Origin of the sequence: Streptococcus uberis (genome assembly GCF_900475595.1) — a bacterium.
GTDB classification, from domain to species: Bacteria; Bacillota; Bacilli; order Lactobacillales; family Streptococcaceae; genus Streptococcus; species Streptococcus uberis.
In genome coordinates this window covers 175,736-201,320 of sequence record NZ_LS483397.1, presented here as the reverse complement: position 1 = coordinate 201,320, position 25,585 = coordinate 175,736, and the positions used below count along the sequence as shown (strand labels likewise).

General features: G+C 38.6%; 24 protein-coding genes and 1 pseudogene. 10 read left to right on the top strand and 15 right to left on the bottom strand.

Annotation, left to right across the window (positions count from 1 at the left end; translation table 11 throughout):
* Positions 1 to 3: 3 nt before the first annotated feature.
* Entirely contained in the window at positions 4 to 747 is a 744-nt protein-coding gene (locus DQM95_RS01235; protein ID WP_037592875.1) for a DeoR/GlpR family DNA-binding transcription regulator, read from the bottom strand.
* Between the two features lie 126 nt (positions 748 to 873).
* Between DQM95_RS01235 and DQM95_RS01230 the strand changes: the two genes are divergently transcribed.
* Positions 874 to 1,647, top strand: a complete 774-nt coding sequence (locus DQM95_RS01230; protein WP_037592876.1) for a glycyl-radical enzyme activating protein — start codon at positions 874 to 876, stop codon at positions 1,645 to 1,647.
* 39 nt (positions 1,648 to 1,686) lie between these two features.
* Here DQM95_RS01230 and DQM95_RS01225 read toward each other — a convergent pair whose 3' ends face one another.
* The 4 genes from DQM95_RS01225 to DQM95_RS01215 all read right to left on the bottom strand — a co-directional run bounded on the left by DQM95_RS01225 (position 1,687) and on the right by DQM95_RS01215 (position 4,984).
* Positions 1,687 to 2,730 carry a BMP family lipoprotein gene (locus tag DQM95_RS01225; protein WP_046390817.1) on the bottom strand — a complete coding sequence of 348 codons (1,044 nt, stop codon included), beginning with the start codon at positions 2,728 to 2,730 and terminating at the stop codon, positions 1,687 to 1,689.
* A 226-nt stretch (positions 2,731 to 2,956) separates the two neighbouring features.
* A complete protein-coding gene (locus tag DQM95_RS01220; protein WP_111685896.1) occupies positions 2,957 to 3,313 on the bottom strand; it encodes a DUF2200 domain-containing protein in 357 nt (118 codons plus the stop codon).
* Positions 3,314 to 3,394: 81 nt separating this feature from the next.
* Positions 3,395 to 3,568 (bottom strand): DUF6440 family protein, encoded by a 174-nt coding sequence (locus DQM95_RS10035; RefSeq protein WP_170123117.1) that lies wholly within the window; start codon positions 3,566 to 3,568, stop codon positions 3,395 to 3,397.
* 123 nt (positions 3,569 to 3,691) lie between these two features.
* A complete protein-coding gene (locus DQM95_RS01215; protein WP_012657706.1) occupies positions 3,692 to 4,984 on the bottom strand; it encodes an adenylosuccinate synthase in 1,293 nt (430 codons plus the stop codon).
* A 354-nt stretch (positions 4,985 to 5,338) separates the two neighbouring features.
* Between DQM95_RS01215 and DQM95_RS01210 the strand changes: the two genes are divergently transcribed.
* The 5 genes from DQM95_RS01210 to gshAB all read left to right on the top strand — a co-directional run bounded on the left by DQM95_RS01210 (position 5,339) and on the right by gshAB (position 10,733).
* Positions 5,339 to 6,199 (top strand): hypothetical protein, encoded by an 861-nt coding sequence (locus tag DQM95_RS01210; protein ID WP_037592877.1) that lies wholly within the window; start codon positions 5,339 to 5,341, stop codon positions 6,197 to 6,199.
* Positions 6,200 to 6,207: 8 nt separating this feature from the next.
* Positions 6,208 to 7,458 (top strand): toxic anion resistance protein, encoded by a 1,251-nt coding sequence (locus DQM95_RS01205; RefSeq protein WP_037592879.1) that lies wholly within the window; start codon positions 6,208 to 6,210, stop codon positions 7,456 to 7,458.
* Positions 7,459 to 7,649: 191 nt separating this feature from the next.
* Positions 7,650 to 7,907: a type II toxin-antitoxin system Phd/YefM family antitoxin gene (locus DQM95_RS01200; RefSeq protein ID WP_037592880.1), complete on the top strand. Its 258-nt coding sequence runs from the start codon at positions 7,650 to 7,652 to the stop codon at positions 7,905 to 7,907.
* Positions 7,904 to 8,275, top strand: a complete 372-nt coding sequence (locus tag DQM95_RS01195; RefSeq protein ID WP_037592882.1) for a type II toxin-antitoxin system death-on-curing family toxin — start codon at positions 7,904 to 7,906, stop codon at positions 8,273 to 8,275. The genes DQM95_RS01200 and DQM95_RS01195 overlap by 4 nt, the downstream gene beginning before the upstream one ends.
* 196 nt (positions 8,276 to 8,471) lie before the next feature.
* Complete coding sequence (gene gshAB / locus DQM95_RS01190) at positions 8,472 to 10,733, top strand: bifunctional glutamate--cysteine ligase GshA/glutathione synthetase GshB (protein ID WP_111685895.1); 2,262 nt, start codon at positions 8,472 to 8,474, stop codon at positions 10,731 to 10,733.
* Between the two features lie 103 nt (positions 10,734 to 10,836).
* On the opposite strand, the gene DQM95_RS01185 is transcribed toward gshAB, so the two are convergent.
* A complete protein-coding gene (locus DQM95_RS01185; RefSeq protein WP_037592889.1) occupies positions 10,837 to 12,495 on the bottom strand; it encodes an LPXTG cell wall anchor domain-containing protein in 1,659 nt (552 codons plus the stop codon).
* Between the two features lie 331 nt (positions 12,496 to 12,826).
* Here DQM95_RS01185 and DQM95_RS01180 point away from each other — a divergent pair, with 331 nt between their 5' ends.
* The 4 genes and pseudogenes from DQM95_RS01180 (at position 12,827) to DQM95_RS01165 (ending at position 16,963) form a co-directional block, all read left to right on the top strand.
* A complete protein-coding gene (locus tag DQM95_RS01180) occupies positions 12,827 to 14,326 on the top strand; it encodes a M protein trans-acting positive regulator PRD domain-containing protein (RefSeq protein WP_037592890.1) in 1,500 nt (499 codons plus the stop codon).
* Positions 14,327 to 14,466: 140 nt separating this feature from the next.
* On the top strand, positions 14,467 to 15,339 hold the full coding sequence (hslO, locus tag DQM95_RS01175) for an Hsp33 family molecular chaperone HslO (RefSeq protein ID WP_037592892.1): 873 nt from the start codon (positions 14,467 to 14,469) through the stop codon (positions 15,337 to 15,339).
* A pseudogene (gene dusB, locus DQM95_RS01170) lies at positions 15,326 to 16,303 on the top strand (tRNA dihydrouridine synthase DusB). The gene hslO and the pseudogene dusB overlap by 14 nt, the downstream one beginning before the upstream one ends.
* Before the next feature lie 18 nt (positions 16,304 to 16,321).
* Complete coding sequence (locus tag DQM95_RS01165; RefSeq protein ID WP_012657696.1) at positions 16,322 to 16,963, top strand: deoxynucleoside kinase; 642 nt, start codon at positions 16,322 to 16,324, stop codon at positions 16,961 to 16,963.
* 43 nt (positions 16,964 to 17,006) lie between these two features.
* On the opposite strand, the gene DQM95_RS01160 is transcribed toward DQM95_RS01165, so the two are convergent.
* The 9 genes from DQM95_RS01160 to DQM95_RS01120 form a co-directional block, all read right to left on the bottom strand.
* Positions 17,007 to 17,615, bottom strand: coding sequence for a phosphotransferase-like protein (locus DQM95_RS01160; RefSeq protein ID WP_046388931.1), 609 nt, complete (start codon positions 17,613 to 17,615; stop codon positions 17,007 to 17,009).
* A 16-nt stretch (positions 17,616 to 17,631) separates the two neighbouring features.
* Positions 17,632 to 18,483 (bottom strand): class II fructose-bisphosphate aldolase, encoded by an 852-nt coding sequence (locus tag DQM95_RS01155; RefSeq protein ID WP_037593017.1) that lies wholly within the window; start codon positions 18,481 to 18,483, stop codon positions 17,632 to 17,634.
* Between the two features lie 13 nt (positions 18,484 to 18,496).
* A complete protein-coding gene (locus DQM95_RS01150; protein WP_037592895.1) occupies positions 18,497 to 18,892 on the bottom strand; it encodes a tetratricopeptide repeat protein in 396 nt (131 codons plus the stop codon).
* Between the two features lie 33 nt (positions 18,893 to 18,925).
* Positions 18,926 to 20,209 (bottom strand): PTS sugar transporter subunit IIC, encoded by a 1,284-nt coding sequence (locus DQM95_RS01145; RefSeq protein WP_037592896.1) that lies wholly within the window; start codon positions 20,207 to 20,209, stop codon positions 18,926 to 18,928.
* Positions 20,210 to 20,224: 15 nt separating this feature from the next.
* Positions 20,225 to 20,533 carry a PTS sugar transporter subunit IIB gene (locus DQM95_RS01140; protein ID WP_037592897.1) on the bottom strand — a complete coding sequence of 103 codons (309 nt, stop codon included), beginning with the start codon at positions 20,531 to 20,533 and terminating at the stop codon, positions 20,225 to 20,227.
* Positions 20,534 to 22,588, bottom strand: coding sequence for a BglG family transcription antiterminator (locus DQM95_RS01135; RefSeq protein ID WP_037592898.1), 2,055 nt, complete (start codon positions 22,586 to 22,588; stop codon positions 20,534 to 20,536).
* 292 nt (positions 22,589 to 22,880) lie between these two features.
* Positions 22,881 to 23,684: an ABC transporter ATP-binding protein gene (locus tag DQM95_RS01130; protein WP_046388461.1), complete on the bottom strand. Its 804-nt coding sequence runs from the start codon at positions 23,682 to 23,684 to the stop codon at positions 22,881 to 22,883.
* 8 nt (positions 23,685 to 23,692) lie between these two features.
* Positions 23,693 to 24,577: an ABC transporter permease gene (locus DQM95_RS01125; protein WP_037592899.1), complete on the bottom strand. Its 885-nt coding sequence runs from the start codon at positions 24,575 to 24,577 to the stop codon at positions 23,693 to 23,695.
* A gap of 36 nt (positions 24,578 to 24,613) precedes the next feature.
* Positions 24,614 to 25,576 carry an ABC transporter substrate-binding protein gene (locus DQM95_RS01120; protein ID WP_037592900.1) on the bottom strand — a complete coding sequence of 321 codons (963 nt, stop codon included), beginning with the start codon at positions 25,574 to 25,576 and terminating at the stop codon, positions 24,614 to 24,616.
* Positions 25,577 to 25,585 lie beyond the last annotated feature (9 nt).

Below are 25,585 nucleotides of genomic sequence, written 5' to 3'. Positions count from 1 at the left end.
CGTTTAGACAAAATCTAGGGCAATCCCAAAGGAGCCTAACAAGTTGCGGTTTTCTTCATCAAGCTCCTTATCTGTAATGACACGACTTACCCGGTCTAGGCTGAGCTGATGAACCAAGCTAGGTTTTGAGAACTTGCTTGAATCGGTTAGAATAATGGTTTCTTCCGCTGCGTCAGCCATGTATTGCACCCCTTCGCAACGCATCATGTCTTTACACATAAAACCGACCTCGGGGCTAAAGCCATCAGTCCCCGCAAAAACCCGATCCACGTGAAAAAGGTCAACCATTTGTTTGAGCAATGGCCCGACAGTTACTTCGGAGTTAGGTTGGTAATTTCCTCCTAAGAGAATGATTTGGCAAGAATCATATTGCCTCAAAAAGTTGGCAATAAAACAAGAATTGGTAATGATTTTAATATTGCGTTTGGTTTGGCACAAGACTTCAGCAAGCAAGGCACAGGTTGAACCTGATTCAATCATGATGGTGTCGTTGTCCTGCACCAACTCCGCTGCTTTTTCAGCAATTTTACGTTTGACATTATAATTGTAAGACAAGCGGACATTCAAGTCATCACCGCTGTTTAAAACGGCATAACCATGCTCGCGACGTAACAAGCCTTTACTTTCTAACTTATCTAAGTCTTTTCGAACAGTTACTTTCGAAACACCTAGTAATTCTGATAAGCTATTAACATCTATGCGTTTGTGATCTGATACTAACTGGATAATTTTCTCTAATCTGTTCATTTTACACCTCAAATGCTATTATATCAGGTTTCTAAACAAAATAAAAAGAAAAAAATAACTTTCGAACGTAATTGATTTGTTTACGTTTATTTGGTATGATTAGGATAATAAGAAAGGTAATGACTTATGACAGAATCAGGTATTGTTTTTAACATTCAACATTTTAGTATTCACGATGGCCCTGGCATTCGGACACCGGTCTTTTTAAAAGGTTGCCCTTTACGATGCCCATGGTGTGCCAATCCCGAATCCCAAAAGAAGGCACCAGAAGAGATGCTGACAGCTGACTGCAAGGGGCATGAAACCGTTGGAGAACGAAAAACAGTCTCAGAAGTGATGGAGGAAGTCTTAAAAGACCGTGATTTCTATGAGGAATCTGGTGGAGGGGTGACCCTATCTGGCGGCGAAATTTTTGCCCAATACCCTTTTGCAAAAGCCATTTTAAAAGAAGCTAAAGCCAATGGCTTGCACACCGCTATTGAAACCACCGCCTATGCTAAACCTGAACATTTTAAAGATCTCATCCAATATGTTGATTTTATTTACACTGATTTAAAACATTACGATAGCTTAAGGCATCGCCAAGTCACTGGTGTCACCAACAACCTGATTGTTGACAACATCCATTACGCTTTCTCCCAAGGCAAAGAGATCGTCTTACGCATTCCAGTCATCCCAGACTTTAATGATTCCTTAGAAGATGCCCAAGCTTTTAGCCAACTCTTTAACCAACTGGATATTGACAAGGTACAACTCTTGCCTTTCCATCAATTTGGCGAAAACAAATACAAACTCTTAAACCGTGATTATGCCATGGCCAATGTGCCAGCCTATCACCCAGAAGACCTGGAAGAGTATCGCCAAGTCTTTGTCAATCACCATATCAAATGTTATTTTTAAAGCCAAAAACCAGTTGTTGCCAACTGGTTTGTTTTTTTTTTATTTTTCTGGGACTTTGATTTTACCTGAGATAATGTCTTGGCGTGCTGTTTCAACTGCTTTTTTAACATCTTCTGGAAGATCTTTTGTGGTGAGGTTAACACCTGATTCTTTTAAACCAAAGGTATTGACTTTACCACCAGGGAAGTCACCTTTTTCAGTCATACCAATGACTTTTTGCATGGTTTTGCCAACTTCTTTGATACTTGAAGCAAGGACAAAGTTTCCTTTTTGACCATCTTTATCAGTGTATTCACCTTCAGCTTTTTGGTCACGGTCTACACCAAGGACCCAAACTTTATCTGAAGCGGCACGTTTTTCATTAATAGCTTTGGCTTCGTTGAAAACACCAGCACCCGTTCCACCTGCTGCTTGATAGATGACGTCAGCACCACTTGCATATTGTGTTGCTGCAATTGATTTTCCTTTAGCAGCATCCGCAAATGACCCTGCGTAAGCGATTGATACTTTGATAGAAGGATCAACTGATTTAACACCTGCTTCAAAGCCTTTTTCAAAACGTTTAACAACGGTTCCTTCCATACCACCTACAAAACCAACTTGTTTGCTTTTGCTGGTTTTAGCAGCCGCAACACCAGCTAAATAAGCTGCTTCGTTGTCGGCAAAAGTGATACTTGCAACATTGTCTTTTCCTTCAATCACATCATCGACAATAGCGTATTTTGTATCTGCGTTATCAGAAGACGCTTTTTTAATAGAATCAGTCAGGTTAAAGCCAATACCAAAGATGACATTAAAACCATTTGACTTTGCAGTATCAAGGTTTGTCACATATTCTGATTCATTGGTTGATTGGAAATAATTAAAATCACTTCCTTTTTTCAAATTTTTTGATTTGCCCCAAGCTTGTAGACCTTCCCAAGCTGATTGGTTAAAGGATTTATCATCAACACCCCCTTGGTCAGTAATCATGGCTACTTTTAAATCTGATGAAGAAGCAGATTTTTGGCCTTTATGAGAACATGCCGCTAATGGGATAATAGCAGCTGATAATAAGGCAAGGGATGTTAATTTTTTATTCATGTTCGGTTTTTCCTCCAAATTGTAGTAAATCAGTGAGTTTTTAAACTCTTTTTTCAACAGACTTCCATTCTAGCACAATATCAGAATATTATTAAGAAAATTTTCTCTTTTTATTCAAAATAAAGTCTATTTCCGAACATTAAGTTTTGTAAAAATAAGAAAAGTAGTTTTTAAGACTCATTATAAAAAGATGACTGCCCGTAAGCAGTCATCTTATGTGGACTTCTTATTTACTGTATTTAGCAATCACTTCTTGGGGACTTTTCCCTTTTGCCAACCAATCCACTAACTTATCCAATTGTCGTAATTTTTGCATGCGGTCATCTTCTATGGCTTCTATCTGTACACCACAGATTTTACCAGTGATATTTTGGCGATCTGGATTGAAATGAGGGGCTTGGTCAATGAAATCCCCATAAGTTATTTGAGACGACTTTAAGGCTACTAGCCTTTCTGCAGAATAGCCCATCAACCATGAAATGAGGGCATCGACATCCTCTGACTGCCCCCCTTTTCGCTCTACTTTTGCCACCAAAGCCTGATAAATTGAGGCAAAGGCCATTTGAAACACTTTATGTGACATCTTATAACTGTGACCTCTTTTCCTTTCCACCAAAGACAAAATTCCATTATTGTTACTGCCCTAACTTTACAATCCTAAAGGCTACGATTGGTTTGCCAACCAGTCTTTGTTCAATTTGGGTTTCCCATTTGCTTCTAGAAGTGGAATGATCTGATATCCATTTTTATAATATTCCACACCTGTCTCATTATCAATAATGATTTGTGTCCCAAAATCCGTATCTACGATGTTAAATCTACCTTTTAGATGTTTCATATCGTTATTTCCTCCTTTTTCATTATTCTACAATAATTAAGTCAAAAAAACATATTAGAAACATATCAAAAAAGCGAAGACAACATCAGGTTGTCTTCACTAGAAAAAATGATTTATTCTTTGTTAGATGTTTGCCCAAACAGATTCTAAGATATTTGTTTGTTCACGGCCTGGACCTACTGAGAAGGTTGAAATACGAACGCCAACCAATTCACTCACACGGCGAACATAGTTACGAGCGTTTTCTGGAAGATCATCAAGACTACGAACTCCTGTAATGTCTTCAGACCAACCTGGTAATTCTTCATAAATAGGTTTGCAACGTTTCAATTGTTCTAAGCTAGCTGGGTAATAATCAATACGTTCACCATCTAAGTCGTATGCCACACAGATTTTAACCGTGTCAAGACCTGAAAGCACATCGATAGAGTTAAGTGATAGGTTTGTAATGCCTGAAACACGACGGCTATGACGCATCACAACTGAGTCAAACCAACCGACACGACGTGGACGTCCTGTAGTTGTCCCATATTCATGACCAACTTCACGGATACGATCGCCAACTTCATCAAAGAGTTCAGTTGGGAATGGACCATCACCAACACGGCTAGTGTAAGCTTTACATACACCTACAACCTTGTTGATTTTACTTGGGCCAACACCTGAACCAATGGTAACACCACCAGCAACAGGGTTAGATGAGGTTACAAATGGGTAAGTTCCTTGGTCAATATCAAGCATAACCCCTTGTGCCCCTTCAAAAAGAACACGTTTACCTGCATCTAGGGCATCATTAAGGATAACAGAGGTATCAGTCACATATTTTTTAATTTCTTGACCATAGGCATAGTATTCTTCAAAAATACTATCAAAATCAAGAGCTTCACTATCATACATTTTTTCAAAGAGACGATTTTTTTCGGCTAAGTTAATTCTTAAGCGTTCAGCAAAGATCTCTTTGTCCAAAAGATCAGCGATACGAATACCTACACGCGCAGCCTTGTCCATATAAGCTGGTCCAATACCCTTGATGGTTGTTCCAATTTTGTTGTCACCTTTGGCATCTTCTTGCAATTGATCCAATTTAATATGGTATGGCAAGATAACGTGCGCACGGTCAGAAATACGAAGGTTGTCTGTTGTGATACCTTCTTCATGGAGATATGCCAATTCCTTAACCAATGATTTTGGATTGACCACAACGCCATTACCAATAACAGAAATTTTTTCAGGGAAGAAAATACCAGACGGAATCAAATGCAATTTGAATTTCTTACCATCAATCACAATGGTATGACCTGCATTGTCACCACCTTGATAACGCGCAATCACTTCTGCATCTGCAGATAAAAAGTCAGTGATTTTTCCTTTACCTTCATCACCCCATTGGGTGCCAACTACTACTACTGATGTCATATGTTTTTACGATACCGGCATGCTAAAAGCAGAGGCCTTCACCTTTCTTGAGAAACATGGCAGGAATCTCACCTGCGAGTTTGTCTTACAATTCATTATAGCAAAAAATGAAAAAAATTGCCATCCCATAAAAAATAATTAAGAAAAAAACCATTGAAGCTTCTCTATTTTTTAAGAAAAAAAGTAAAACACGAACATTTTACATGAAAGCGTTACACTGTTTTTACCACTCCAAAAGTGCTGAAATCTCAGCTGCGCTAGCAGAATTAACGGTAAACGCTTTAAGAAAAGGGGTTTTTGAGGTAAAATAGAGTATAGAAAAAACGAATAGTAAGATAGAAATCGAGAATCAATATGAACCTAAAATCTTTTGACAAACTGATTGAACACCTTCCTCGCATTCCCGGATGGATTTGGCTAATCGTCTACTTTGTCTGCCTAGGTGTCATTAGCGATGTGGTCCATGATGGTCTTTTTTTAATCGCTGCAATTGGCCTAGGGATGGCCTTTCGCTACACCGGCAAAAGGCAAAAATTTCTTCGCGGACAACAGCTGGCCAAACGCATTCAACAACTTAAAGATACCGTCCAGATAGCTGATAAACAAAGTAAACTCTTGAACCAGTATTTGATTGATAAGGACACTCATAATTTCCAACTTGTGGCTAATCAATTACTGCCTAAACTGGATTTTATCAAAGAAGAATCCTACCAGCTCCAAGGACACATCCCTAGTGATGTCTACAAACGCATCAATCATAAGGCGGATCAAGTCCGCGTTGACACCGTCTTGCAGTTGGAACAGGTAGAGATTGATAGCCACATGAGCCAACAATTCGTGATTGATAAAATCATCACGGAACAGGCACCCGAAATTCAAGAGATTTACCAAAATGTCCTCAGAGATAACAAAACCATCCTTGAAAAAATTGAAGCCGCTGACGACAAAGCCGAGCTAACGGCACTACAAGAAAGCAGCATGGATCATTTCTACGACATCTTAAACGGCTACCTCAAAATCAAGTCGTCACCCAAAGATTACTATAAGGCAGAAGAACGTTTGGCCTCTGCCCTTCAAGCTCTAAAACAATTTGACTTAGACCTTGATGAAACCCTCCGTAAACTGAATGAAAGTGAACTCAAAGATTTTGACGTCAGCCTACGCATGATGCAAGATAAATCGAAACAAAATACCATAGCACCTGATCTAGAATAGGAGTTACCATGTCAGAATTTAACTTTGATATTGACCAAATTGCTAACAATGCCATCTCAAAAAATGACAAAACCACAGAAATCATCACTGACCAAGTGGACACATCCGGCAAGACCATTTCCTTTTATGAAAAACTAAGCCCAGAGCAACAAAGTGCCATTTCAAGCAAGGCACCTGCTTTAGTAGATTCCTTTATGGCCAATCAAAATACCTTGTTGGATTTTGGTCAATCTGCCGTTGAGGGAGTCAATGCAACCGTCAACCATATTTTAAGGGAACAAAAGAAATTGGAAATCCCACAAGTGGATGACTTGCTGAAAAAGACCAATCAAGAATTAAATGGCTTTGTAGCCAAATACAAAGACGTTGGACCTGCTGACCTTGAGAAAAAGCCAAATCTACTTCAAAAACTCTTTAAGCAAAGCAAAAATACCTTGCAAGAATTCTACTTTGATGCCCAAAATATTGAGCAGAAAATGGATGGCATGGCGGCAGCTGTGGTCAAACAAGAAGACACCCTCGCTCGAAATATCGTCTCAGCAGAGCTTCTGATTGAAGACAATACCAAATCCATTGAAAACTTAGTTGGAGTCATTGCTTTTGTAGAAGCTAGCTTGAAGGAAGCGACTCAAAGAGCGCAAGCTTTACAAACAGAACTCAAGAGTTTAGACGCTGTAACGCCAGAATACCAAAGTAAAACGGATCTTTTGGCACGGACAACTGAAGTGGTCAACACCTTGGAGCAACAACACACTGAGTATGTCAGCCGCCTTTACGTGGCTTGGGCAACGACGCCTCAAATGCGCAACTTGGTCAAAGTCTCCTCAGATATGCGCCAAAAATTAGGCATGTTGCGTCGTAACACCATTCCAACCATGAAACTTTCCATTGCTCAACTGGGCATTTTGCAACAGTCTGTTAAATCGGGAGCTACTGCTGACGCTATTGTTAATGCCAATAATGCAGCCCTTCAAATGTTAGCGGAAACCAGCAAGGAAGCTATCCCTGCTTTGGAAAGATCTGCTCAAAACCCAACCTTGTCTATTCAATCCGTCACGGCCCTAGCTGAAAGCTTAGTGGAACAAAACAATGGCATTATCGCTGCTATTGATGACGGACGCCATAAACGCGCTCAATTGGAACACGCCATTATTCAGTCGGCAGAAACCATCAATGATTCCGTCAAACTCAGAGATGAAAAAATCGTCCAAGCTCTCCTGGACCAAGGACGTGAACAACAAAAAGAAGTGGAGAAATAAAAAAATGCCCATTTTAAAATGGGCATTTTTTGCATAGTTGGCAAGCATTAGTAGACGGCTATAAAAGCAACCATTTTGATACTTTAAACGTTTTGGCTTTTGACTATTTTTTATTTATAGGATATATTCATCCTATTTTTCTTGTAATTGTCTATAAATGATGTTATGATCACTCTAAGGAGGAATTTATCATGCAAATTAATCTTGAAAACCTAGTACCAATAACAGAAGCAAACCAAAATTTTTCAAAAGTTGCCCGTATGGTTGACAGTAAGGGAACAGCTGTTATTCTCAAAAATAATAAACCTAAATATGTATTACTTGACTACGCTACTTTAATCAATGAAGAACATAAGGAAGTAGAAATAACAGATAAAAACACCCTTGACAAAGTAGCAAACGCTGTCCTGTCAAAGCATTTAGATGCCTTTAAGGAACTAGCTAAATGAAGAAATTAACACCTGAACAAATCATATCCCTACATTCTCAACTTATTTCAGTAACTGGAGGTATTGAAGGAACTAGAGATAAAGGACTTGTTGAATCAGCAATTGCTAATGTATTTGATAGCTATTTTGGAGTTGAAAAATATAAAAGTATCGAAGAAAAAGCTGCTAGACTCTGCTATTCACTTATTAAAAATCATGCTTTTCTAGATGGAAATAAGCGAATTGGTATCTTTGCTATGCTAGTTTTACTTGAGATTAATGGTATTGTTTTAGATTGTACCGATAAAGAATTAGTCTATCTTGGTATTGGAGTAGCTTCATCTAATTTATCTTTTGAGGATATTTTAATATTTATTCAGACGCATTAGTTTATTGACATGACACTGACCTAAAATATATTAACCTATACTGATTATAGCTAAATTGAATTCAATCAATAACCCTATTCCAAAACCTGTTGATGTTTCAACAGGTTTTTTGTGAAAAGCGTATCAATAAATTGAATTTCGACCTTTAAAATTGTAAACTGTAACAAGAAGAATACTATGGAAAAGAGACATTTGCATGCTTAATCAGCTCTTACAAAAACTCCCTCAAAATACAGACATTTTGGAGGCAACTTTCGGCTTGGAACGTGAAGGCCTTCGCCTAACACAAGAAGGCATATTGGCCCAAACAGACCACCCTAAAGCCCTTGGTTCACGAAGCTTCCACCCCTATATCCAAACCGACTTTAGTGAGCAACAACTGGAATTGATTACCCCCATCTCTCAGTCGACACAGGAGGCTAGAAGACGCCTAGGCGCCATCTTTGATGTCGCACAGCGTAGTCTTGAAGAAGACCAGGTCATCTGGCCCCTTTCCATCCCCCCCTATATCGAAGAAGACCAGATTCAGATTGCTAAACTGGACAAAGCCGAAGAAGTCCGCTACCGGGAACAACTCGCCCAAACTTACGGCAAAAAACTTCAGTCCATTTCCGGTATCCATTACAACATAGAACTAGGTAAAAACTTAACCCAAAGCCTGTTTGCCCTTAGTGACCAAGAAGACCTTAAAGACTTCAAAAATGCCATCTATATGAAGTTGGCTCGCCAATTCCTCAACTACCAATGGCTGGTCACCTACCTTTTTGGCGCTAGCCCACTAGCCGAAAAAGACTTCTACCCTCAGATGCCAACAGATCTCGTCCGTTCCTTAAGAGCTAGCCGCCGTTACGGATACAGCAACCACGAGGAATTGTCCATTTCCTTCTCCTCCCTTGGAAACTATGTCAAGGATATGGAAAATGCCTTGGACACCGGTATCCTGTCCCTAGAAAAAGAATTCTACTCCCCAGTCCGCCTCCGCGGCAGCAAACATAGCCGTGACTACTTGTCAGAAGGCATCACCTACCTAGAATTCCGCAACTTCGACATCAACCCCTTCGACAAGCTAGGCATCAGCCAAAAAACCTTAGACAGCTTCCACCTCTTCCTCCTCAGCCTCTTATGGCTAGACGACCTCAAAGACAGCGACCAAGAACTGACAAAAGCCCGTCAAATCAACGAAGAAGTGGCCTTATCCCACCCCATGAGCCCACTGCCTGACCCAGAACGGGCAAGACCGGTCCTCAAGGCCATGACAGAACTGATTCAACACTTCGGTTTGGATGCTTACTACCAAGACTTGGTGGCAGACCTAGAACTGGCTATCAAGGAACCTGAAAGAACCATCTCTGGACACCTTTTTGGCAAAATCGCTAACGCTTCTCTGGCTGCCTTTGGCTTAGACCAAGCAAAAACCTACCACCAAGAGGCTACCCAGGCTCCCTACGCACTCAAAGGTTATGAAAGCATGGAGTTGTCAACGCAAATGCTCATGTTCGATGCTATCCAAAAGGGGCTTCATCTGGACATCCTGGATGAAAATGACCAATTTTTGAAGATCTGGCACGGCGACCATGTCGAGTATGTTAAAAACGGCAACATGACTTCCAAAGATAACTATGTGGTTCCTCTGGCCATGGCCAACAAAACCGTGACCAAGAAAATCTTGGATCAAGCTGGTTTTCCAACTCCCAAAGGGCAGGAATTTGCCAGCAAAGACCAGGCTATCCGTTACTTCAATCAGATAGCGGACAAGGCCATTGTGGTCAAGCCTAAATCAACCAATTTTGGACTGGGCATTTCCATCTTCCAAAAGCCGGCCAGTCAAGCTGACTATGAAAAAGCCGTGGAAATTGCCTTTGCGGAAGACCGCGACATCTTGGTGGAAGAATTTATTGCCGGTACTGAATACCGCTTCTTCACCTTGAATGGCAAGTGCGAGGCCGTTTTACTGCGTTTACCGGCTAATGTGGTGGGCGACGGCGTCCATACGGTCAAAGAATTGATTGATATGAAAAACCAAAATCCTTTACGAGGACTTGACCACCGTTCACCCTTAGAGAAAATCCAATTAGGTGATATTGAAAAACTGATGTTAGCTCAAGAGGGATACGGTCCCGACTCCGTCTTAGCCAAAGGGGTGAAGGTCGAACTTCGCCGCAACTCCAACATTTCAACTGGGGGCGACTCGGTTGATATGACCGATGAGATGGACCCTTCTTACAAGGCATTAGCGGCTCAAATGGCGGATGCCATGGGGGCTTGGGTCTGTGGTGTGGACTTGATTATTCCTGACCCGAGTCAAAAGGCTAGTCTTGAAGAGCCTAACTGCCATTGCATTGAGCTCAACTTCAACCCCTCCATGTATATGCATACTTACTGTCAGGAAGGGCCAGGCCAAGCCATCACCCCTAAAATTTTACAAGCTCTCTTCCCAGAGTTGCCAATTTACCTTTAAGCAAACTAAAACTCCCCTTACCAACTGGTAAGGGGAGTTTTCTGTCTTAGTATGAATAGAAAATAATTTTTTAGGAAAGTTTCTGGAAGTCCTTTGTTATGGCTTAGCCTTTTTTGCGTTTGCCGGCGTAGACGAAGGCACCTGCTCCGATCATGAGGGAGAGACCACTTGCCACTAGGAGTGGGTTAACTGGTTTGTCACCTGTTGATGGGAGGTTGTTGCCGTTCTTAGTTTGATTTGCTTGTGCTTGGTTGTTTTGGTTTTGGTTTGGAGCTGCTTGACCTGCGTTGGCTTTGCCTTCGGCTTGAGGAGCCACTTTGTTTGGCATGTCTTTGATTTTTTCTGCCAATTCTTGTTTAGCTTTGTCCAACTCAGCTTGCAATTTGGCTTTTTCCTCTTGGCTCATTTGCTCGTTCTTCATAGCTTCTTCTTTAGCTTTGTCAAGCTGGTCTTGCAAGTTCTTAAGCATTTTCTCTTTATCAGCAAGGAGTGCATTGAGAGCGTCCACTTCTTTTTGGTGGTCTTCTTTCATCTTAGCAATCTCTGCTTCAAGTTTTTCTTTCTCAGCTTTAACGGCTTCAAAGTCTTTTTCAAGAGCTTCTGCTTTAGCTTGAAGTTCTTCCGCTTCTTTCTTAGCAGCAGTAATTTCTTCAACTAATTTTTCAACTTGCTCTTCTAGTTCAGGAACTTTTTCTGCTTCTTTCTTAGCAGCATCACGTTCTTCAGTCAGTTTTGCATTAGCTTTTTCTGACTCAGCTAACTTAGCTTTCTCAGCTTCCAAAGCTTCTTTTTCAGATTTCAATTCTGCTTCAAGTTCTTTCATGGCTTTTTCAGCATTCATGACTTTCTTTTGAAGATCGTTTGTAATTTCTTCGGCTGTACCTAAGTTTTCTTTCAGTTCTTTGTTTTCGTTAGTTAAATCCTGATTTTGTTTTTCGGCTTCACCTAAAGCAACGTGTTTATCAGCTAATTCTTTCTCGTAGTCAGCTTTTGTTTTTTCGAACTCTTCAGCAAGCTCCGCATGGTTTTTCTTTGAAGATTCAAGTTTTTCTTCTAAATCTTTAACTTTAGCTTCTTTTTCTTCAATTGTTTCTTCAGCCTTATAAAGTTCACCTAAAGCACTTGTTAACTCTTCATTATTTTCCGCAATTTCTTTCTCTTTTTCTTTAAGCTCATCTTCTTTCTTAGAAATTTCTGATTTTTTTTCATCTAGTTCAGACTCTAAATGTCTTTTTTCTTTTAATGCTTTTAGAACTTGATCTTCTTTCTCTTTTAGCTCTTCTTCCTTTTTGGAAAGTTCTTTTCCTCTTTGTTCATTTTGCTTTACCCTACTTTTAAGTTCTTGTACTAAAAGTGATGCAAGTGTTAACTTTTCTTTATGAGTCCAATCATCATTTTCTTTTGAAAACGAACCGATATAGGTAGCATATAAGTTATAAATACTATTACTATCTGAATAATCATACCGAGCATTATCTAATCCCGACATTAAAGCATTCAAAGTTTCAGTTTTTGCATCTCTTAAAACGGTTCTTAATTTCTCTAAAGCTGTAGCGTCGTCATCCTCGTAACGCTTCTCAATTGCTATCCTAATAAGTTTCTCACTGTCATTGTCATCCATTTGAGAAATAAATTCATCCGCCTTTACTGTCGTGACTGCTCCTGCGAAGCCTCCTAGGCTTGAAAAGGCTGTTCCTGCTAGGACCGCTGCGGTGACCGCTTTGCGTAGGGCATGTTTGCGGTGTTTTTGTTTGATTTCCATTTTCTTCTCCTTATAATAGAATTTTCTCATTTTGTTAGTTTTTGTAAAAAGCTGAAATGATAACGTTTTAGGCACGCTAAAAGGGCTTTTCGAAACTACAAAATTAGTATATATTAGTTTATTGTGATAATAAAGCTCAACTTTTTAATCTTTGATTAAAATAATGAATGATAAATGAGTTTTTATCGCTATATAATGCTAGATTGAGATCATTTCCTGTTTCCTCACAAAAGGAGACAGGTTTTCTCGTATTAATAATAGTAGAAAGTTGAAGCACCTTATCACATCATAATCATTGCGACCGATTCTTGGTCCATATTAAGGAGATCCGATGTATATCAAACAAAACCTTTTTTCCAATCAGCAATTACGCGGCCTCAAACTGGCCGTTCTCTTGAACCATGGTGAGGAACCTAGTGACTATACCCACATTTGCCGGCACTTGCACTGTTCCTTTTTAACCTTGCAAACAGAGATTGCACATTTAGCTTCCTTTGGAGAAGTTCGGGCTCTCCCTTATGTGGAACCCCATTTGGAAGTTCAGTACCGACCAGAATTTGGTCCACAAAAATTGTTTCAATCCATCTTAAACGAGACCCCCTCGATGCGCTTGGTAGAAGCTCTCTTTTATAAGGACTTTGACTCTTTAGAAGAACTGGCGGAAGCTCTTTTTACCAGCTTATCTACTTTAAAACGGCTGATTAAGCGTACCAATGTTTATTTACAGTTGGGGTTTAATTGCGTGATTAACGTTCGATCGGTACGCATCGTTGGTCCTGAGCACTCGGTTCGCTTGCTCTATTTGAAATATTTTACCGAAGTCTACGACTACTACGCTTGGCCATTCTTAGATAGTATCAACGAGATTGCTCTGACAAGCTTAGTAGATGTGACAACCAGTAAGTTCTCTCATCGAGTGACGCATTCGCTCTTTGCCTACTTGAAAATCATGAGCGCGGTCAATCTGATCCGTTTTTCCAAAGGTTATCGTGTTAATGAAGTCTACCCGCGCAGCTATTCCCTTTATGAAAAGCTTAAAGAGGATCCGACTTTTCTGCATCTTTCCGAACTCTTTTGGCGTGACTTTGGCAAACCTTTAGACCAGGTGGCTTTGTCGGAGATGTTTTCGACTTATTTTCGTCAAGACTTGATTTTAAATGCCGAATTGGATCGGCAAAACACGGATAAGGAAGTTGAAGGGGTGACCTATGAGGACATGCTTGAGACTTTGGAGGGGATTGAAGAGCGTTTCGGGATGGTCATTGCTAATAAGTCGGAAATCAGTCTCTTGATTTACAATGCCTTGATTTTAAAAGAACATGATATCTATGAAAACTTTTTGGTTTATGACTACCGAGAGCCATATATTGCCTACTTTAAGGACAGTTATCCTAAGCTTTTAGAGGCCTTTCAGGAGGCTTTGTCATCCCCTTTTAAAGCCAAGGGCGTGGAGCTAGCCAAAGAAAGGCAGAACCACTTACTTTACATTTTATTGGTCAATTGGGACAATCTTTTCTTCCACATTAGCCGTGCTATTGATAAGCAAAAGGTCTTGGTGGTGGAAAAGGGAACCTGCAATTCCGGTCAGTTTTTAATTGCTTATGCCGGTCAGTACTTTGACATTGCTATTCATGAGCATCACCAGATTGATATGCACAAGATCAAAGAGGAGTACGATGTGGTGCTGACCGATCAGACCTTAGAAGTGGTAGATGGTGTCGACATCATCTACTTTAGCCAGCTAGTGCCAAGCATCGCCTTGGAAAAACTGAACAAGTTCCTCAAGAAAAAAATTCAGAAGCATTTCTTAGAAGAACCGAAGGAAGAATAAACCAAAGCCTTGCCAGTGACTAAATAACCCTTTACCTTAAGTTTTTTCCTACCATTGGCGGTCGGATAAGAAAACCATTTCATAAAAAATTGAGGGCATCTCTTGGGTCAGAGGCTAGTCTTTATGCTATAATATTTGGTATGGATAAAATCATTAAATCAATCTCAGAAACAGGCTCTTTTAGAGCCTTTGTTCTTGACAGCACACAGACTGTGAAGACAGCTCAAGAAAAGCACCAAACCTTGTCATCTTCGACAGTAGCCCTTGGCCGCACCCTCATTGCCAATCAAATCTTGGCGGCTAACCAAAAAGGCGACAGCAAAATCACGGTTAAGGTCATTGGGGACTCCTCTTTTGGTCACATCATTTCCGTGGCTGATACGAAAGGACATGTCAAAGGTTACATTCAAAACACAGGTGTCGACATCAAAAAAACAGCCACCGGTGAGGTCTTGGTTGGACCTTTTATGGGCAATGGCCATTTTGTCACAATTATTGACTATGGTACCGGCAATCCCTACACTTCAACAACACCATTAATTACAGGTGAAATTGGGGAAGACTTTGCCTATTATTTGACAGAATCTGAACAGACACCATCTGCTGTTGGCCTTAACGTTCTCTTAGACGAGGAAGACAAGGTTAAAGTGGCTGGTGGTTTTATGGTGCAAGCCTTACCGGGAGCTTCTGAGGAAGAAATCGCCCGTTATGAAAAACGCCTGCAAGAAATGCCTGCTATTTCGACACTCTTAGCTGCTGAAGACCCAAGCGATGCCCTCTTGGCTGCTATCTATGGGGATGAGGGTTACAAACGCCTGTCTGAAGACAGCTTGAGTTTCCAGTGTGACTGTTCAAAAGACCGTTTTGAGTCAGCTCTCATGAGCTTACCAAATACGGATTTACAAGACATGATCGACCAGGACCATGGTGCAGAAATCATCTGCCAGTTCTGTCAGACACGTTATCAGTTCTCAGAAGACGACTTGAAAGGGATTATCAATGACAAAGCTTAATTCTTCCTTTATGATTGGGAACGTGGAGATTCCCCATCGTACTGTTTTAGCCCCTATGGCCGGGGTAACCAATTCGGCCTTCCGGACCATTGCTAAGGAGTTCGGCGCTGGACTGGTGGTCATGGAAATGATTTCCGAAAAAGGCCTCCTTTACAACAATGAAAAAACCTTACACATGCTCCACATTGATGAAAACGAACACCCAATGTCTATTCAGTTGTTTGGGGGAGATGCCGAAGGGTTAAAACGAGCGGCAGACTTCATTCAAACCAACACCAAGGCAGATATTGTCGATATTAATATGGGGTGCCCGGTCAATAAAGTGGTTAAAAATGAAGCTGGGGCCAAATGGCTTCGTGACCCAGATAAAATCTACCACATTGTTTCGGAAGTGACTTCTGTTTTAGACATTCCCTTGACCGTTAAGATGCGTACAGGGTGGGCAGATAGTTCACTGGCTGTTGAGAACGCCTTGGCTGCGGAGTCGGCTGGGGTGTCAGCCCTTGCCATGCATGGGCGTACCCGTGAGTAAATGTACACTGGTACTTGTGACCACGAAACCTTAGCCCGTGTTTCGAAGGCCATTACGAAAATTCCATTTATCGGTAATGGTGATGTGCGTACGGTTCAGGACGCGAAATTTATGATTGAGGAAATCGGAGTTGACGCTGTCATGATCGGCCGCGCAGCCATGAACAATCCTTATTTATTTACCCAAATCAACCATTTCTTCGAAACCGGTGAAGAGTTGCCTGATCTTCCTTTCGACAAAAAACTGGATATTGCTGAAGACCACTTGCGCCGTTTGATTAACCTCAAGGGCGAAAACATTGCTGTGCGTGAGTTTCGTGGTTTAGCGCCGCATTATTTACGTGGTACGGCAGGTGCAGCTAAGATTCGTGGTGCCGTGTCACGCGCGGAGACTTTGGCTGAGGTTGAAAGTATTTTTGCTCAAGTTCGTTAATACCATAGAAGGAGAATCATGTTGATTGTACTAGCCGGAACTATTGGTGCAGGGAAAAGTTCACTTGCTGCTGCTCTTGGGGAGCATTTGGGAACTGAGGTCTTCTATGAAGCCGTTGACAACAACCCTGTCCTTGACCTTTATTATCAAGACCCTAAGAAATATGCCTTTTTGTTGCAAATTTTCTTTTTAAACAAACGTTTCAAATCCATCAAGGAAGCCTACAAGGCCGACAACAATATCTTAGACCGTTCCATTTTTGAAGACGAGCTCTTTTTGACTTTAAACTACAAAAACGGCAATGTGACTAAGACAGAATTGGAAATCTATCAAGAACTCTTAGGCAACATGCTAGAAGAATTAGAAGGTATGCCTAAAAAACGCCCAGACCTCTTGATTTACATCGATGTTTCCTTTGACAAAATGCTAGAACGCATCGAAAAACGTGGCCGTTCCTTTGAACAGGTAGACGACAACCCAGGACTAGAAGATTACTACGCCCAAGTCCACGGGGAGTACCCAGACTGGTACGAAAACTACCACGTCTCCCCTAAAATGAAAATCGACGGCAACCAACTGGACTTCGTCCAAAACCCCGACGACCTCAAAACCGTGCTCGAAATGGTTGACACCAAACTCAAAGAACTCGATTTACTATAAAAAGAAATCCCCCTAACTCTATTGAGATAGGGGGATTAACTATTTAAAAATTTAAATTCGATAAATAATTTAATATTGGTGAATAATCTACTCGAGAGAAGTCATTCACATCATATTCAAATAGCTCACCCAACTGAAAATGATTATAATTTCTCTTATTGATAATATCATAAAATTCTTTTTCTGTTATATGATTATCTGCTAAGTCTCTTTCATCAAGTTTATCACCATAATGATAATGACTCATAATATGGCCTAAATGCCTATCTTTTTCCCTGTCACGAAGATATCTACGATTCCAAAGAATACTGAATTCTGCAATTAGCCTGATAGTAATTGGACGATAATCAAATTGTAAACATAAATTATTCAATTTATCTCTTTGTTTATCTGAAAATGGATATTCACTTAAAATAACTTTTTTTCCAATAGCCATATATGCATTCAAAGCAGAATAATAGGATTCCCAAACAATTTTTTCAATCTGCTCTTTTTCCTTTAAACTATTGAAACCTTGGCTGTCATAAATATCTTCTTTAAATTCATCTGGGGTTACTTTATAAAGTTTTGGATAAACTTCTTCTATTAAGTCAACCAAATAAGATTTCCCAGTAGCCGGGGGCCCCGCAATTAAAATTAGATACTTTTTCATAATCTAAATTCCATTCCTATTGATTATTTATATTCATGAATAAACCAATTTTATGCTTTACAATTTCTTTCACTGCTAAATTACATGGAATAATATTATACCGTAATGATTTATTTAGTTCAGTCTCTTCAAAACATTCTTTTGCTTTCTGAGTCCAATTTACTAATAATTCAGTACCAACATTAAACTTTCTAATTCCATTATTAATCAGTTCTGGATAATCTTCCTCCTTAACTCCTGTACCTCCATGAATTACTAATGGTCTATCGACAACTTTATATATTTCTTTTAACAATGGAATATTAACATTTGTTTTAGATTTAAATTGGCCATGATTTGTTCCTATTCCTACTGCAAGAGCATCTACCCCTGTTTCCTTTATAAAAGTTACAGCGTCTTCAGGTCGAGTATATTCTTTATCACTTTCAGATACAGATATCCCTTCTTCTGTACCTCCTATTGTCCCAAGCTCCCCTTCGACAGATACTCCTCTTTGATGAGCATATTCAACTACCGCTTTTGTTTTTGCAATGTTTTCTTTAAATGGTAAATTAGATCCATCAAACATAATACTTGAATAGCCCGCTTCTATAGCATCTTTTATTGCCTCAAAATCACGAGCATGATCTAAATGTAATACGACATCTACCATATTATTCTCTGCCATTTGCTTACATACCGCAACAACAACGTCATAGCCAATATATTTTGCAGTATCTATACTCGTTTGTATAATAATTGGAACACCCATTTCTTTTGCAGCTCTAATCATTTCAGGTAACATTTCTAAATTATGCATATTAAATGCACCAATAGTCATATTTAATTTTTCAGCATAATCAGTTACTTCTTTTAATGTTCTATACATTTTCATCACCCCTCTATTTTGAAGTTAAAGTCCCTTTCTTAGCAATATTCCTCATTTCATCCAGTTTATTCATATAATATTCAATGAGTTCATCGTCTTTATCAATGGCAGCTTCTTTCCTTTTTTGATTGTAATAAGCCATTAGTTGCTTATAGCCTTCTCCAATCGATATTTCCAAAGATAAGCTTTTTTCTAACATTTTGATTGATTGATCCATTTTTGATAACTTAGCATATAACATTCCCAGCTGTTCAAAATATCTAGCATCCTCTAGATGTTTTTCTTTTTCTTCCAGTAATAGTCGTAATTCTTTTTCAAGTAATTCTTTTTCATCTTGAGTTAGAGTATTTACATTTTCAACAGCTCCGACTGCTTTTTCATCTTGATTTTTTTTGAAAAAATTAAACATCATGACCTCCTTTACCAGCGTTGTAATGACAAATTAAAACATTTTAAATATAGGATTTAAAATCCAATAATAAAGTAGAGCTGCAGTCACAGTGTCCACATCTGTTGCTGTTGCATTAACAAATCCTAGTTTATTAAATGCTGTAACTAGCAATGCCGGTAAAAGTGTTATAAAGAACCCATGCGCTATACCACCTATAATTGCTCCTCTTCTACCTCCAACCGCATTACCAAAAATACCTGCTGTTCCTCCCGCAAAGAAGTTTGTTAGCATACCAGGCAAAATCATTGCTAAGCCAACTGTTGGCAAAAGAAACATTGCTAAAACTGTTCCTATTGTAGTTGTAATAAAACCTAATATTACCGCATTAGGAGAATACGGAAAGAATACAGGACAATCTAAAGCAGGTATGGCATCAGGAACTAACTTCATAGCAATTCCTCGAAAGGCTGGTACAATTTCACCTAATAGAAGTCTAACTCCTGATAATAAGACGTATACACCTACAACAAATTGAATAGATTGCAAGAAACTATACATAATATAATTTTGAGAACCAGTATCAACAGCATGAGGACCAGCAAAAATTGCAGTAATTATGTACAGTGGAACCATAACCACCATTACTGAGAGGTATGTATCTTGTAAAAATTCAAATGCTTGTGGCATTTCAATATCTTCAATAGATTTTTTGTTTTCTCCTCGTTCTCCAAAAATTTTTGCAACCCCAGCTTCAAATAAATAACCAATAGTACAGAAATGTCCTAGCGCAATGTCATTACTACCTGTTACTTGACGAATAATCGGCTGGGCAATTGCTGGCATTGCAACCGTAAAGATACCACCTACAATTCCTCCAACAATAATAAGTGAAATTCCTCTTAAACCTGCAAAATAACCAAAGACAGTTGTCATAGTGGCCATCCAAAGTAATGCCTGACCAGTTAAGAAAATGTATTTCCACTTTGTAAAACGAGCAATAATAATATTACAAATAAATATCGCTAAAAAAGTTAGTGCAATACTACTTCCCAGACCAAGTTCATTCATCGCTTGACCATTAATAGCTTCAATAGAAGGTACGATACCTTGAGTATGAAATCCCTTTTTAAAGATTTCACCAAAATACAATAAACTTCCAACAATAATCCCCGATCCTGCACTTAGTACTTGAAATCCTAGCAAAGTTTTAAGAGTACCTGAAATTATTTGACCTACTGACTTCTTTTGTAAAATCAATCCTAACATTGCGATTAATGCAATTGTAATTGATGCTTGAGTAAGAATATTATTAATAATAAAATTTACTACACCCATGATAAATAACCTCCATTAAATAAAGTTACGCGATTTTAGAACTGGAATTAATTTTTCTTCAATTTCTTTACTTGAAACAATATTTTTTAAAAACACTAAAGATGTTTTTGACTCATCAATTGAAAATTTAGCAAATTGTTTTTCAAAATTTTGTGCCGTAATAATAATATCTGGTCCTACAGAAGCTGCTGTGGAGATATCAACATGGTCTAACCTTGCATCAATTTGATATTTGTTTAACACGTCTTCTGCCGCCATTTGGGCAGCAAAACTTGATCCAAGTCCAGCTCCACAAACAAATAAAATATTAATCTTTCCTGCCATTTAATTTTCCTCCTCGATTTTATATAATATTTTTTTTACTGTTTCGATGTCTTTTGCCTCTAACAACTTATTCAAATTATTGTCTTCCTTAATCAAATTTACAATAGCTTTCATAACATTTAAATGTGAATAAGAATCAATGGCGGATAAACAAAATATGATTTTTACAGGATCATTAAATTCATGATTAAAAATAACTGGTTTATCAAAAAGACACAGACTTAATCCTAATTTTAATGCTCCATCTTCTGGTCTAGCATGGGCTAAGGCAAGATGTTTTCCTATGACTATATATGGTCCATATTCTTTCACACTCTCTATCATAGCGCCAATATAATCCTGATTAATAATTTCATTATCTAGTAGAGGCTTTGCTGATTTGATTATGGCATTCTGCCATTCAGTTTCATCTTTTTCAAAAATGATATATTTATCTTCTAATAAGTCCTGTAACATAGGTTTTATATCCCTTTCATTAATTATTAAATCGTTATTCTGAAATAATTCTTCAATAGAGTTGTATAAAGTTTTACTAACACTTCCATTTTCTAATTCAATCATTGATAAAATTTTTTGAAACATTTCCGTATAGTCCTTTTGAATAGGTCCTATTCTTCTATATTCACGGTGACCCTCTAAAAAGTTACTTACAAGCAACTTTGTTTCTTCATTGAAAATAGAATCAATGACCATGACAGGTTTCAAATTATAGTGAATTTCGATAGTTGAAAATATTAAATCAGCATCAAACTTTTCAATTAATCCTACTTCACGGCTACTCAAAACTGCCAATACTTCAATATTAAAAAATTCTTTCAAATTTTCTGCTAGTAATTTACCTGTTGCAATTCCATAATTACAAATTACAATAGCTCGAAACCAATAGGTACTTTCTTGATTTAATTCACTTAAAGCTGTAGAAAAATGAATGGTTAAAAATGCAATTTCATCATCAGTTATCGAATTAACAAAATTAAATTCTGGAGAATTCATAAATTTTTCAATTGCTGAATATACAATTCCGTAGCTTTGTTTAATCTTTTCCTTTAAGGGATTTATTAACTGTAAATTTTGGTTTATACGAATTACCATGCTAGAAATATGACTGTAAAGAGCTTGTTGTAATTGAGTCTCTTTTTTATCAAACGGAATTCCAGTCTCACTTCCTACAAATTCGATAAGTTTTAAAATCATCAATTGAATATCCAACCAATTTGTGGGATGAAAATCAATATTGTTATCAAGTGTACTAAGTAAAAAGTATAGATATCTTTTTTCTGTTTTGGATACTGAAAAGCTAAACTCTTGTAAAACCAAATTGATATAATTAAGAATATAATTTTTAGTCAGTGTTTCATTTATGCTTATTTTTGAAGAAGGAAGAGTGTTCCCTTGACTTAACCTTTGAAGCCAAATCAATGTCAATAAATTAAAATTGGTTCTATAATGGCTGTCTTCTTTTTCTGAAATACACTGACTATAAATTAAATCAAGTGTATTCCAAATATCTTTAGAAACATGTTTTTCAAAAATTTCTTCAAAATTTGTTTTTGAGATTTCATAATTCAACAAAGAAAAAAGCATCGTTCTCAAATATTGTTCTTTACCTTGCAATTGTAAACCTAATTTCGGAGTACTTACCACTTCCACTTGAAATTTATTAAATAATTTTCGAACTTGTCTCATGTCCTCATCAATAGTAGACTTCGAAACTTGATACAGTATCTCTTTTTTATTTAAGAAAACAGGATCGTTACCAAATGCAATATCTAATATTAAATCTCTTATTCGTTCCTCTCTATTTAAGTATCTTTCTTCTATATTTTCTTCAAAAAGCCTTTGTTGTTCATCATCAGTTAAATTTAGAATAACACCTTTAGATCTTTTAAATGTCACTGGTTTTAAATTCTTTTCATTCAACAATTCATTAATTTCACTAATATCATTTCGAATTGTACGTTCACTCACCTCAAATTCTGTAGCTAAATACTTTATTGTTAATGGTATTTTTGAATGTAAAAGTCTATGTAACAGGTTGATAGTTCTACTTTTCATTTGTTATCCCTCGTCTATCTATATTATAAAAGCGCTTCCAAGATAAATGTAGTAGATTTTGTTTCACTTTTATTTTGCACAAATATCTACTTATCCATTTTAACTGATAATTTTTATTAAAAATAACAAAATATTATAAAAATTAATAATCTGAAAAATATCAAAATATTATAAAAATTAATAATCTGAAAAATATCAAAATATTATAAAAATTAATAATCTGAAAAATATCAAAATATTATAAAAATTAATAATCTGAAAAATATCAAAAAAAAAGGCTTTTCAAGCCTTTTTACCCCAACACCAATGCGTCGTCGCTTAGGTTTTGGCCGCTATTTTTTTGGAAGAGGCCCATGAGTTGGTTGACGGTGAGGTTGGCTTTTTCTTGGCCTTTGACATCGACCACGATACGGCCCTGATGGAGCATAACCAAACGATTGCCATAGGCAATGGCATTTTCCATGTTATGGGTAATCATCAACGTGGTTAGCCCATGTGTTTTAACAATTTTGTCTGTCAATGCCATAACCATATCACTGGTTTTAGGGTCTAGGGCAGCTGTGTGCTCATCAAGTAGTAGCACTTTGGGTTTTTCCAGCGAAGCCATGAGAAGAGTCAATGCTTGCCGTTGACCACCCGAAAGGAATTGGGTATCAACTTTGAGACGGTTCTCCAAATTGAGTCCTAATTCTTTCAGGGCTTCCTTGTAAATCAGACGCTCGTCTTCTTTAACGCCCCAGCTTAAGCCCCGTTTTTTGCCTCGACGATGGGCGATGGCCATGTTTTCTTCAATGGTTAAGCGCGAAGCTGTTCCCATCTTGGGATCCTGGAAAACACGGCTAATAGCTTTGGCTCTTTTGGCGGCAGACTGGTTAGTTATGGATTGACCCTCCAGTAAAATGTCCCCTTGGTTAAGGCTGAGCGTGCCCGCCAAACAGTTCATGAGTGTGGACTTGCCCGCACCATTGCCTCCGATGATGGAGATGAAATCCCCTTCGTTAACATCAAGAGAAAGACCACGCAAGACATGGTTTTCATTAACTGTTCCTGCTTCAAAAACTTTATGTATGTTTTGGATTGATAATAATGATGACATATGCACTCCTATCCTAATTTAGCTTGACCGAGTTTGAGTTTTGCTTGCCATTCCGGCAGGTAAAGGACGGCGGCCAGTAACATGGCTGAAAAGAGCTTAACCAGATCCGCATCCATGCCTGGAATCGATAAAATGGCTAAGATAATGAGACGGTAAATCACCGAACCCAAAACCACCGACAGCAAACGCCAACCAATACTTAGGTTACGAATAACCACCTCAGCAATGATGATGGACGCAAGCCCAATAACAATAGTTCCAACACCAGCATTCAAATCAGCGTAGCCATTATTTTGACACAACAAGGCCCCACAAAGGGCAATCAAACCATTAGACAGCATGTAGCCCAAGAGTTTCATATGATCCGTCTGAATCCCGTTAGCCTCACTCATTGGGATGTTGTCCCCGGTGGATCGCAGAGCAAGACCAATTTGTGTTTTCATTAAGAGGGTGAGTAAGACAATAACAAGTCCTACAAAGATCCCTCCAACAATCATGACCGAAGCAGTTTTGGTAAAGCCCATATCATAGAGTTGCGACACCAAGGTTTTTTGCCCCAAAAGCGCCACGTTGGCCTTACCAAGAACTTTTAGGTTGATAGAATACAAAGCCGTCAGGGAAATAATCCCTGTTAAGAGAGCAGGAATTTTTAACTTGGTGTGAATAAAACCAGACATTAAGCCTGCCAACATACCTCCAAGAAAGGCTAAAAATGTCGCCAAAAGTGGGTTCATACCAGAAACAATGCTGCTTGCACAAATGGCTGCCCCCAAAGGATAGGAGCCTTCAGCCGTCAAATCGGCAATGTCTAAAATACGGAAAGTCAGGTAAACCCCTATGGCCATAACTGACCATAAAAGCCCTTGTGAAATACTAGATAATATGAGTGCCATGAAATCTCCTTTTTGATTGTCTTTAATTCTAGTCTCTTAGTTTTTTAGCGACAGATGAGAAACATCTATTCCTAATGCTTCTGCTTGTTTTTGGTTGACATGCAATTCCAATTTTTTAGGGTATTCAACTGGAATTGTAGCTGGTTTTTGTCCTTTCAAGACTTTCAAGGCTTGTTTGCCCACCTGTTTACCAAGTTCTGTATAGTTGGTTCCATAGGTTAAGAGGCCGCCGGCATCCACCATATCCGTTGAGCCTCCAATGACGGGAACCTTATTGTCAAGGGATAGTTGCCCAAGCATGGTCATGGTTGAAGCCACTGTATTATCTGTCGGAACAAAAAGTGCATCTGATGTTTTCATCAAACTAGTAGCTGCATCTTGCACGTCATTGCTTGATGAAATGCCTTTTTTAACAATCTCATACCCAGCTTTTTTCAGTTCTTTTTCTGCCTCTTTGACTTGTACTTCTGAGTTGCGCTCACTGCTGGTGTAAAGAATACCAACTTTTTTGGCTTGTGGCAAAGCTTGTTTGAGCAAGTCCACCTGCTTATCAATGGGAGCCTGGTCACTTGTTCCTGTTATCAAGCCACCAGGTTTTTTGATGCTTTTCACAAGATTGGCGGATAAGGGATCCGTCACAGCTGTGAAGAGGACAGGCGTTTCCGTCGAAACTGTTGCCAGAGATTGAGCTGATGGAGTAGCAATGGCTAGGACCACATCACTTTTTTTGACCAATTGCTCTGACATGGTTTGAAGATTTGATTGATCTCCTTGGGCATTTTGATAATCAATGGTCAGGTTTTTCCCTGCCTCATAGCCGCCTTCTTTTAGTGCTGTTTCAAAACCTTTGCGGGCCGCTGTTAGAGAATCATGCTCCATGTATTGTAAAATACCGACAGTGACTTTTTGGGAAGATTTATTTGGACTACTTTCTGTGTTTCGGCATCCGACTAAGAGAAGGCTGGTTAAGCCTAAGAGAAGATAAGTTTTTAGTTTCATTATGTACTC

What these genes read in the sequence shown, in the direction of transcription:
- DQM95_RS01235 (WP_037592875.1), bottom strand. Translation starts at nt 747, where the DNA reads ATGAACAGATTAGAGAAAATTATCCAGTTAGTATCAGATCACAAACGC.
- DQM95_RS01230 (WP_037592876.1), top strand. Translation starts at nt 874, where the DNA reads ATGACAGAATCAGGTATTGTTTTTAACATTCAACATTTTAGTATTCAC.
- DQM95_RS01225 (WP_046390817.1), bottom strand. Translation starts at nt 2,730, where the DNA reads ATGAATAAAAAATTAACATCCCTTGCCTTATTATCAGCTGCTATTATC.
- DQM95_RS01220 (WP_111685896.1), bottom strand. Translation starts at nt 3,313, where the DNA reads ATGTCACATAAAGTGTTTCAAATGGCCTTTGCCTCAATTTATCAGGCT.
- DQM95_RS10035 (WP_170123117.1), bottom strand. Translation starts at nt 3,568, where the DNA reads ATGAAACATCTAAAAGGTAGATTTAACATCGTAGATACGGATTTTGGG.
- DQM95_RS01215 (WP_012657706.1), bottom strand. Translation starts at nt 4,984, where the DNA reads ATGACATCAGTAGTAGTAGTTGGCACCCAATGGGGTGATGAAGGTAAA.
- DQM95_RS01210 (WP_037592877.1), top strand. Translation starts at nt 5,339, where the DNA reads ATGAACCTAAAATCTTTTGACAAACTGATTGAACACCTTCCTCGCATT.
- DQM95_RS01205 (WP_037592879.1), top strand. Translation starts at nt 6,208, where the DNA reads ATGTCAGAATTTAACTTTGATATTGACCAAATTGCTAACAATGCCATC.
- DQM95_RS01200 (WP_037592880.1), top strand. Translation starts at nt 7,650, where the DNA reads ATGCAAATTAATCTTGAAAACCTAGTACCAATAACAGAAGCAAACCAA.
- DQM95_RS01195 (WP_037592882.1), top strand. Translation starts at nt 7,904, where the DNA reads ATGAAGAAATTAACACCTGAACAAATCATATCCCTACATTCTCAACTT.
- gshAB (WP_111685895.1), top strand. Translation starts at nt 8,472, where the DNA reads ATGCTTAATCAGCTCTTACAAAAACTCCCTCAAAATACAGACATTTTG.
- DQM95_RS01185 (WP_037592889.1), bottom strand. Translation starts at nt 12,495, where the DNA reads ATGGAAATCAAACAAAAACACCGCAAACATGCCCTACGCAAAGCGGTC.
- DQM95_RS01180 (WP_037592890.1), top strand. Translation starts at nt 12,827, where the DNA reads ATGTATATCAAACAAAACCTTTTTTCCAATCAGCAATTACGCGGCCTC.
- hslO (WP_037592892.1), top strand. Translation starts at nt 14,467, where the DNA reads ATGGATAAAATCATTAAATCAATCTCAGAAACAGGCTCTTTTAGAGCC.
- DQM95_RS01165 (WP_012657696.1), top strand. Translation starts at nt 16,322, where the DNA reads ATGTTGATTGTACTAGCCGGAACTATTGGTGCAGGGAAAAGTTCACTT.
- DQM95_RS01160 (WP_046388931.1), bottom strand. Translation starts at nt 17,615, where the DNA reads ATGAAAAAGTATCTAATTTTAATTGCGGGGCCCCCGGCTACTGGGAAA.
- DQM95_RS01155 (WP_037593017.1), bottom strand. Translation starts at nt 18,483, where the DNA reads ATGTATAGAACATTAAAAGAAGTAACTGATTATGCTGAAAAATTAAAT.
- DQM95_RS01150 (WP_037592895.1), bottom strand. Translation starts at nt 18,892, where the DNA reads ATGTTTAATTTTTTCAAAAAAAATCAAGATGAAAAAGCAGTCGGAGCT.
- DQM95_RS01145 (WP_037592896.1), bottom strand. Translation starts at nt 20,209, where the DNA reads ATGGGTGTAGTAAATTTTATTATTAATAATATTCTTACTCAAGCATCA.
- DQM95_RS01140 (WP_037592897.1), bottom strand. Translation starts at nt 20,533, where the DNA reads ATGGCAGGAAAGATTAATATTTTATTTGTTTGTGGAGCTGGACTTGGA.
- DQM95_RS01135 (WP_037592898.1), bottom strand. Translation starts at nt 22,588, where the DNA reads ATGAAAAGTAGAACTATCAACCTGTTACATAGACTTTTACATTCAAAA.
- DQM95_RS01130 (WP_046388461.1), bottom strand. Translation starts at nt 23,684, where the DNA reads ATGTCATCATTATTATCAATCCAAAACATACATAAAGTTTTTGAAGCA.
- DQM95_RS01125 (WP_037592899.1), bottom strand. Translation starts at nt 24,577, where the DNA reads ATGGCACTCATATTATCTAGTATTTCACAAGGGCTTTTATGGTCAGTT.
- DQM95_RS01120 (WP_037592900.1), bottom strand. Translation starts at nt 25,576, where the DNA reads ATGAAACTAAAAACTTATCTTCTCTTAGGCTTAACCAGCCTTCTCTTA.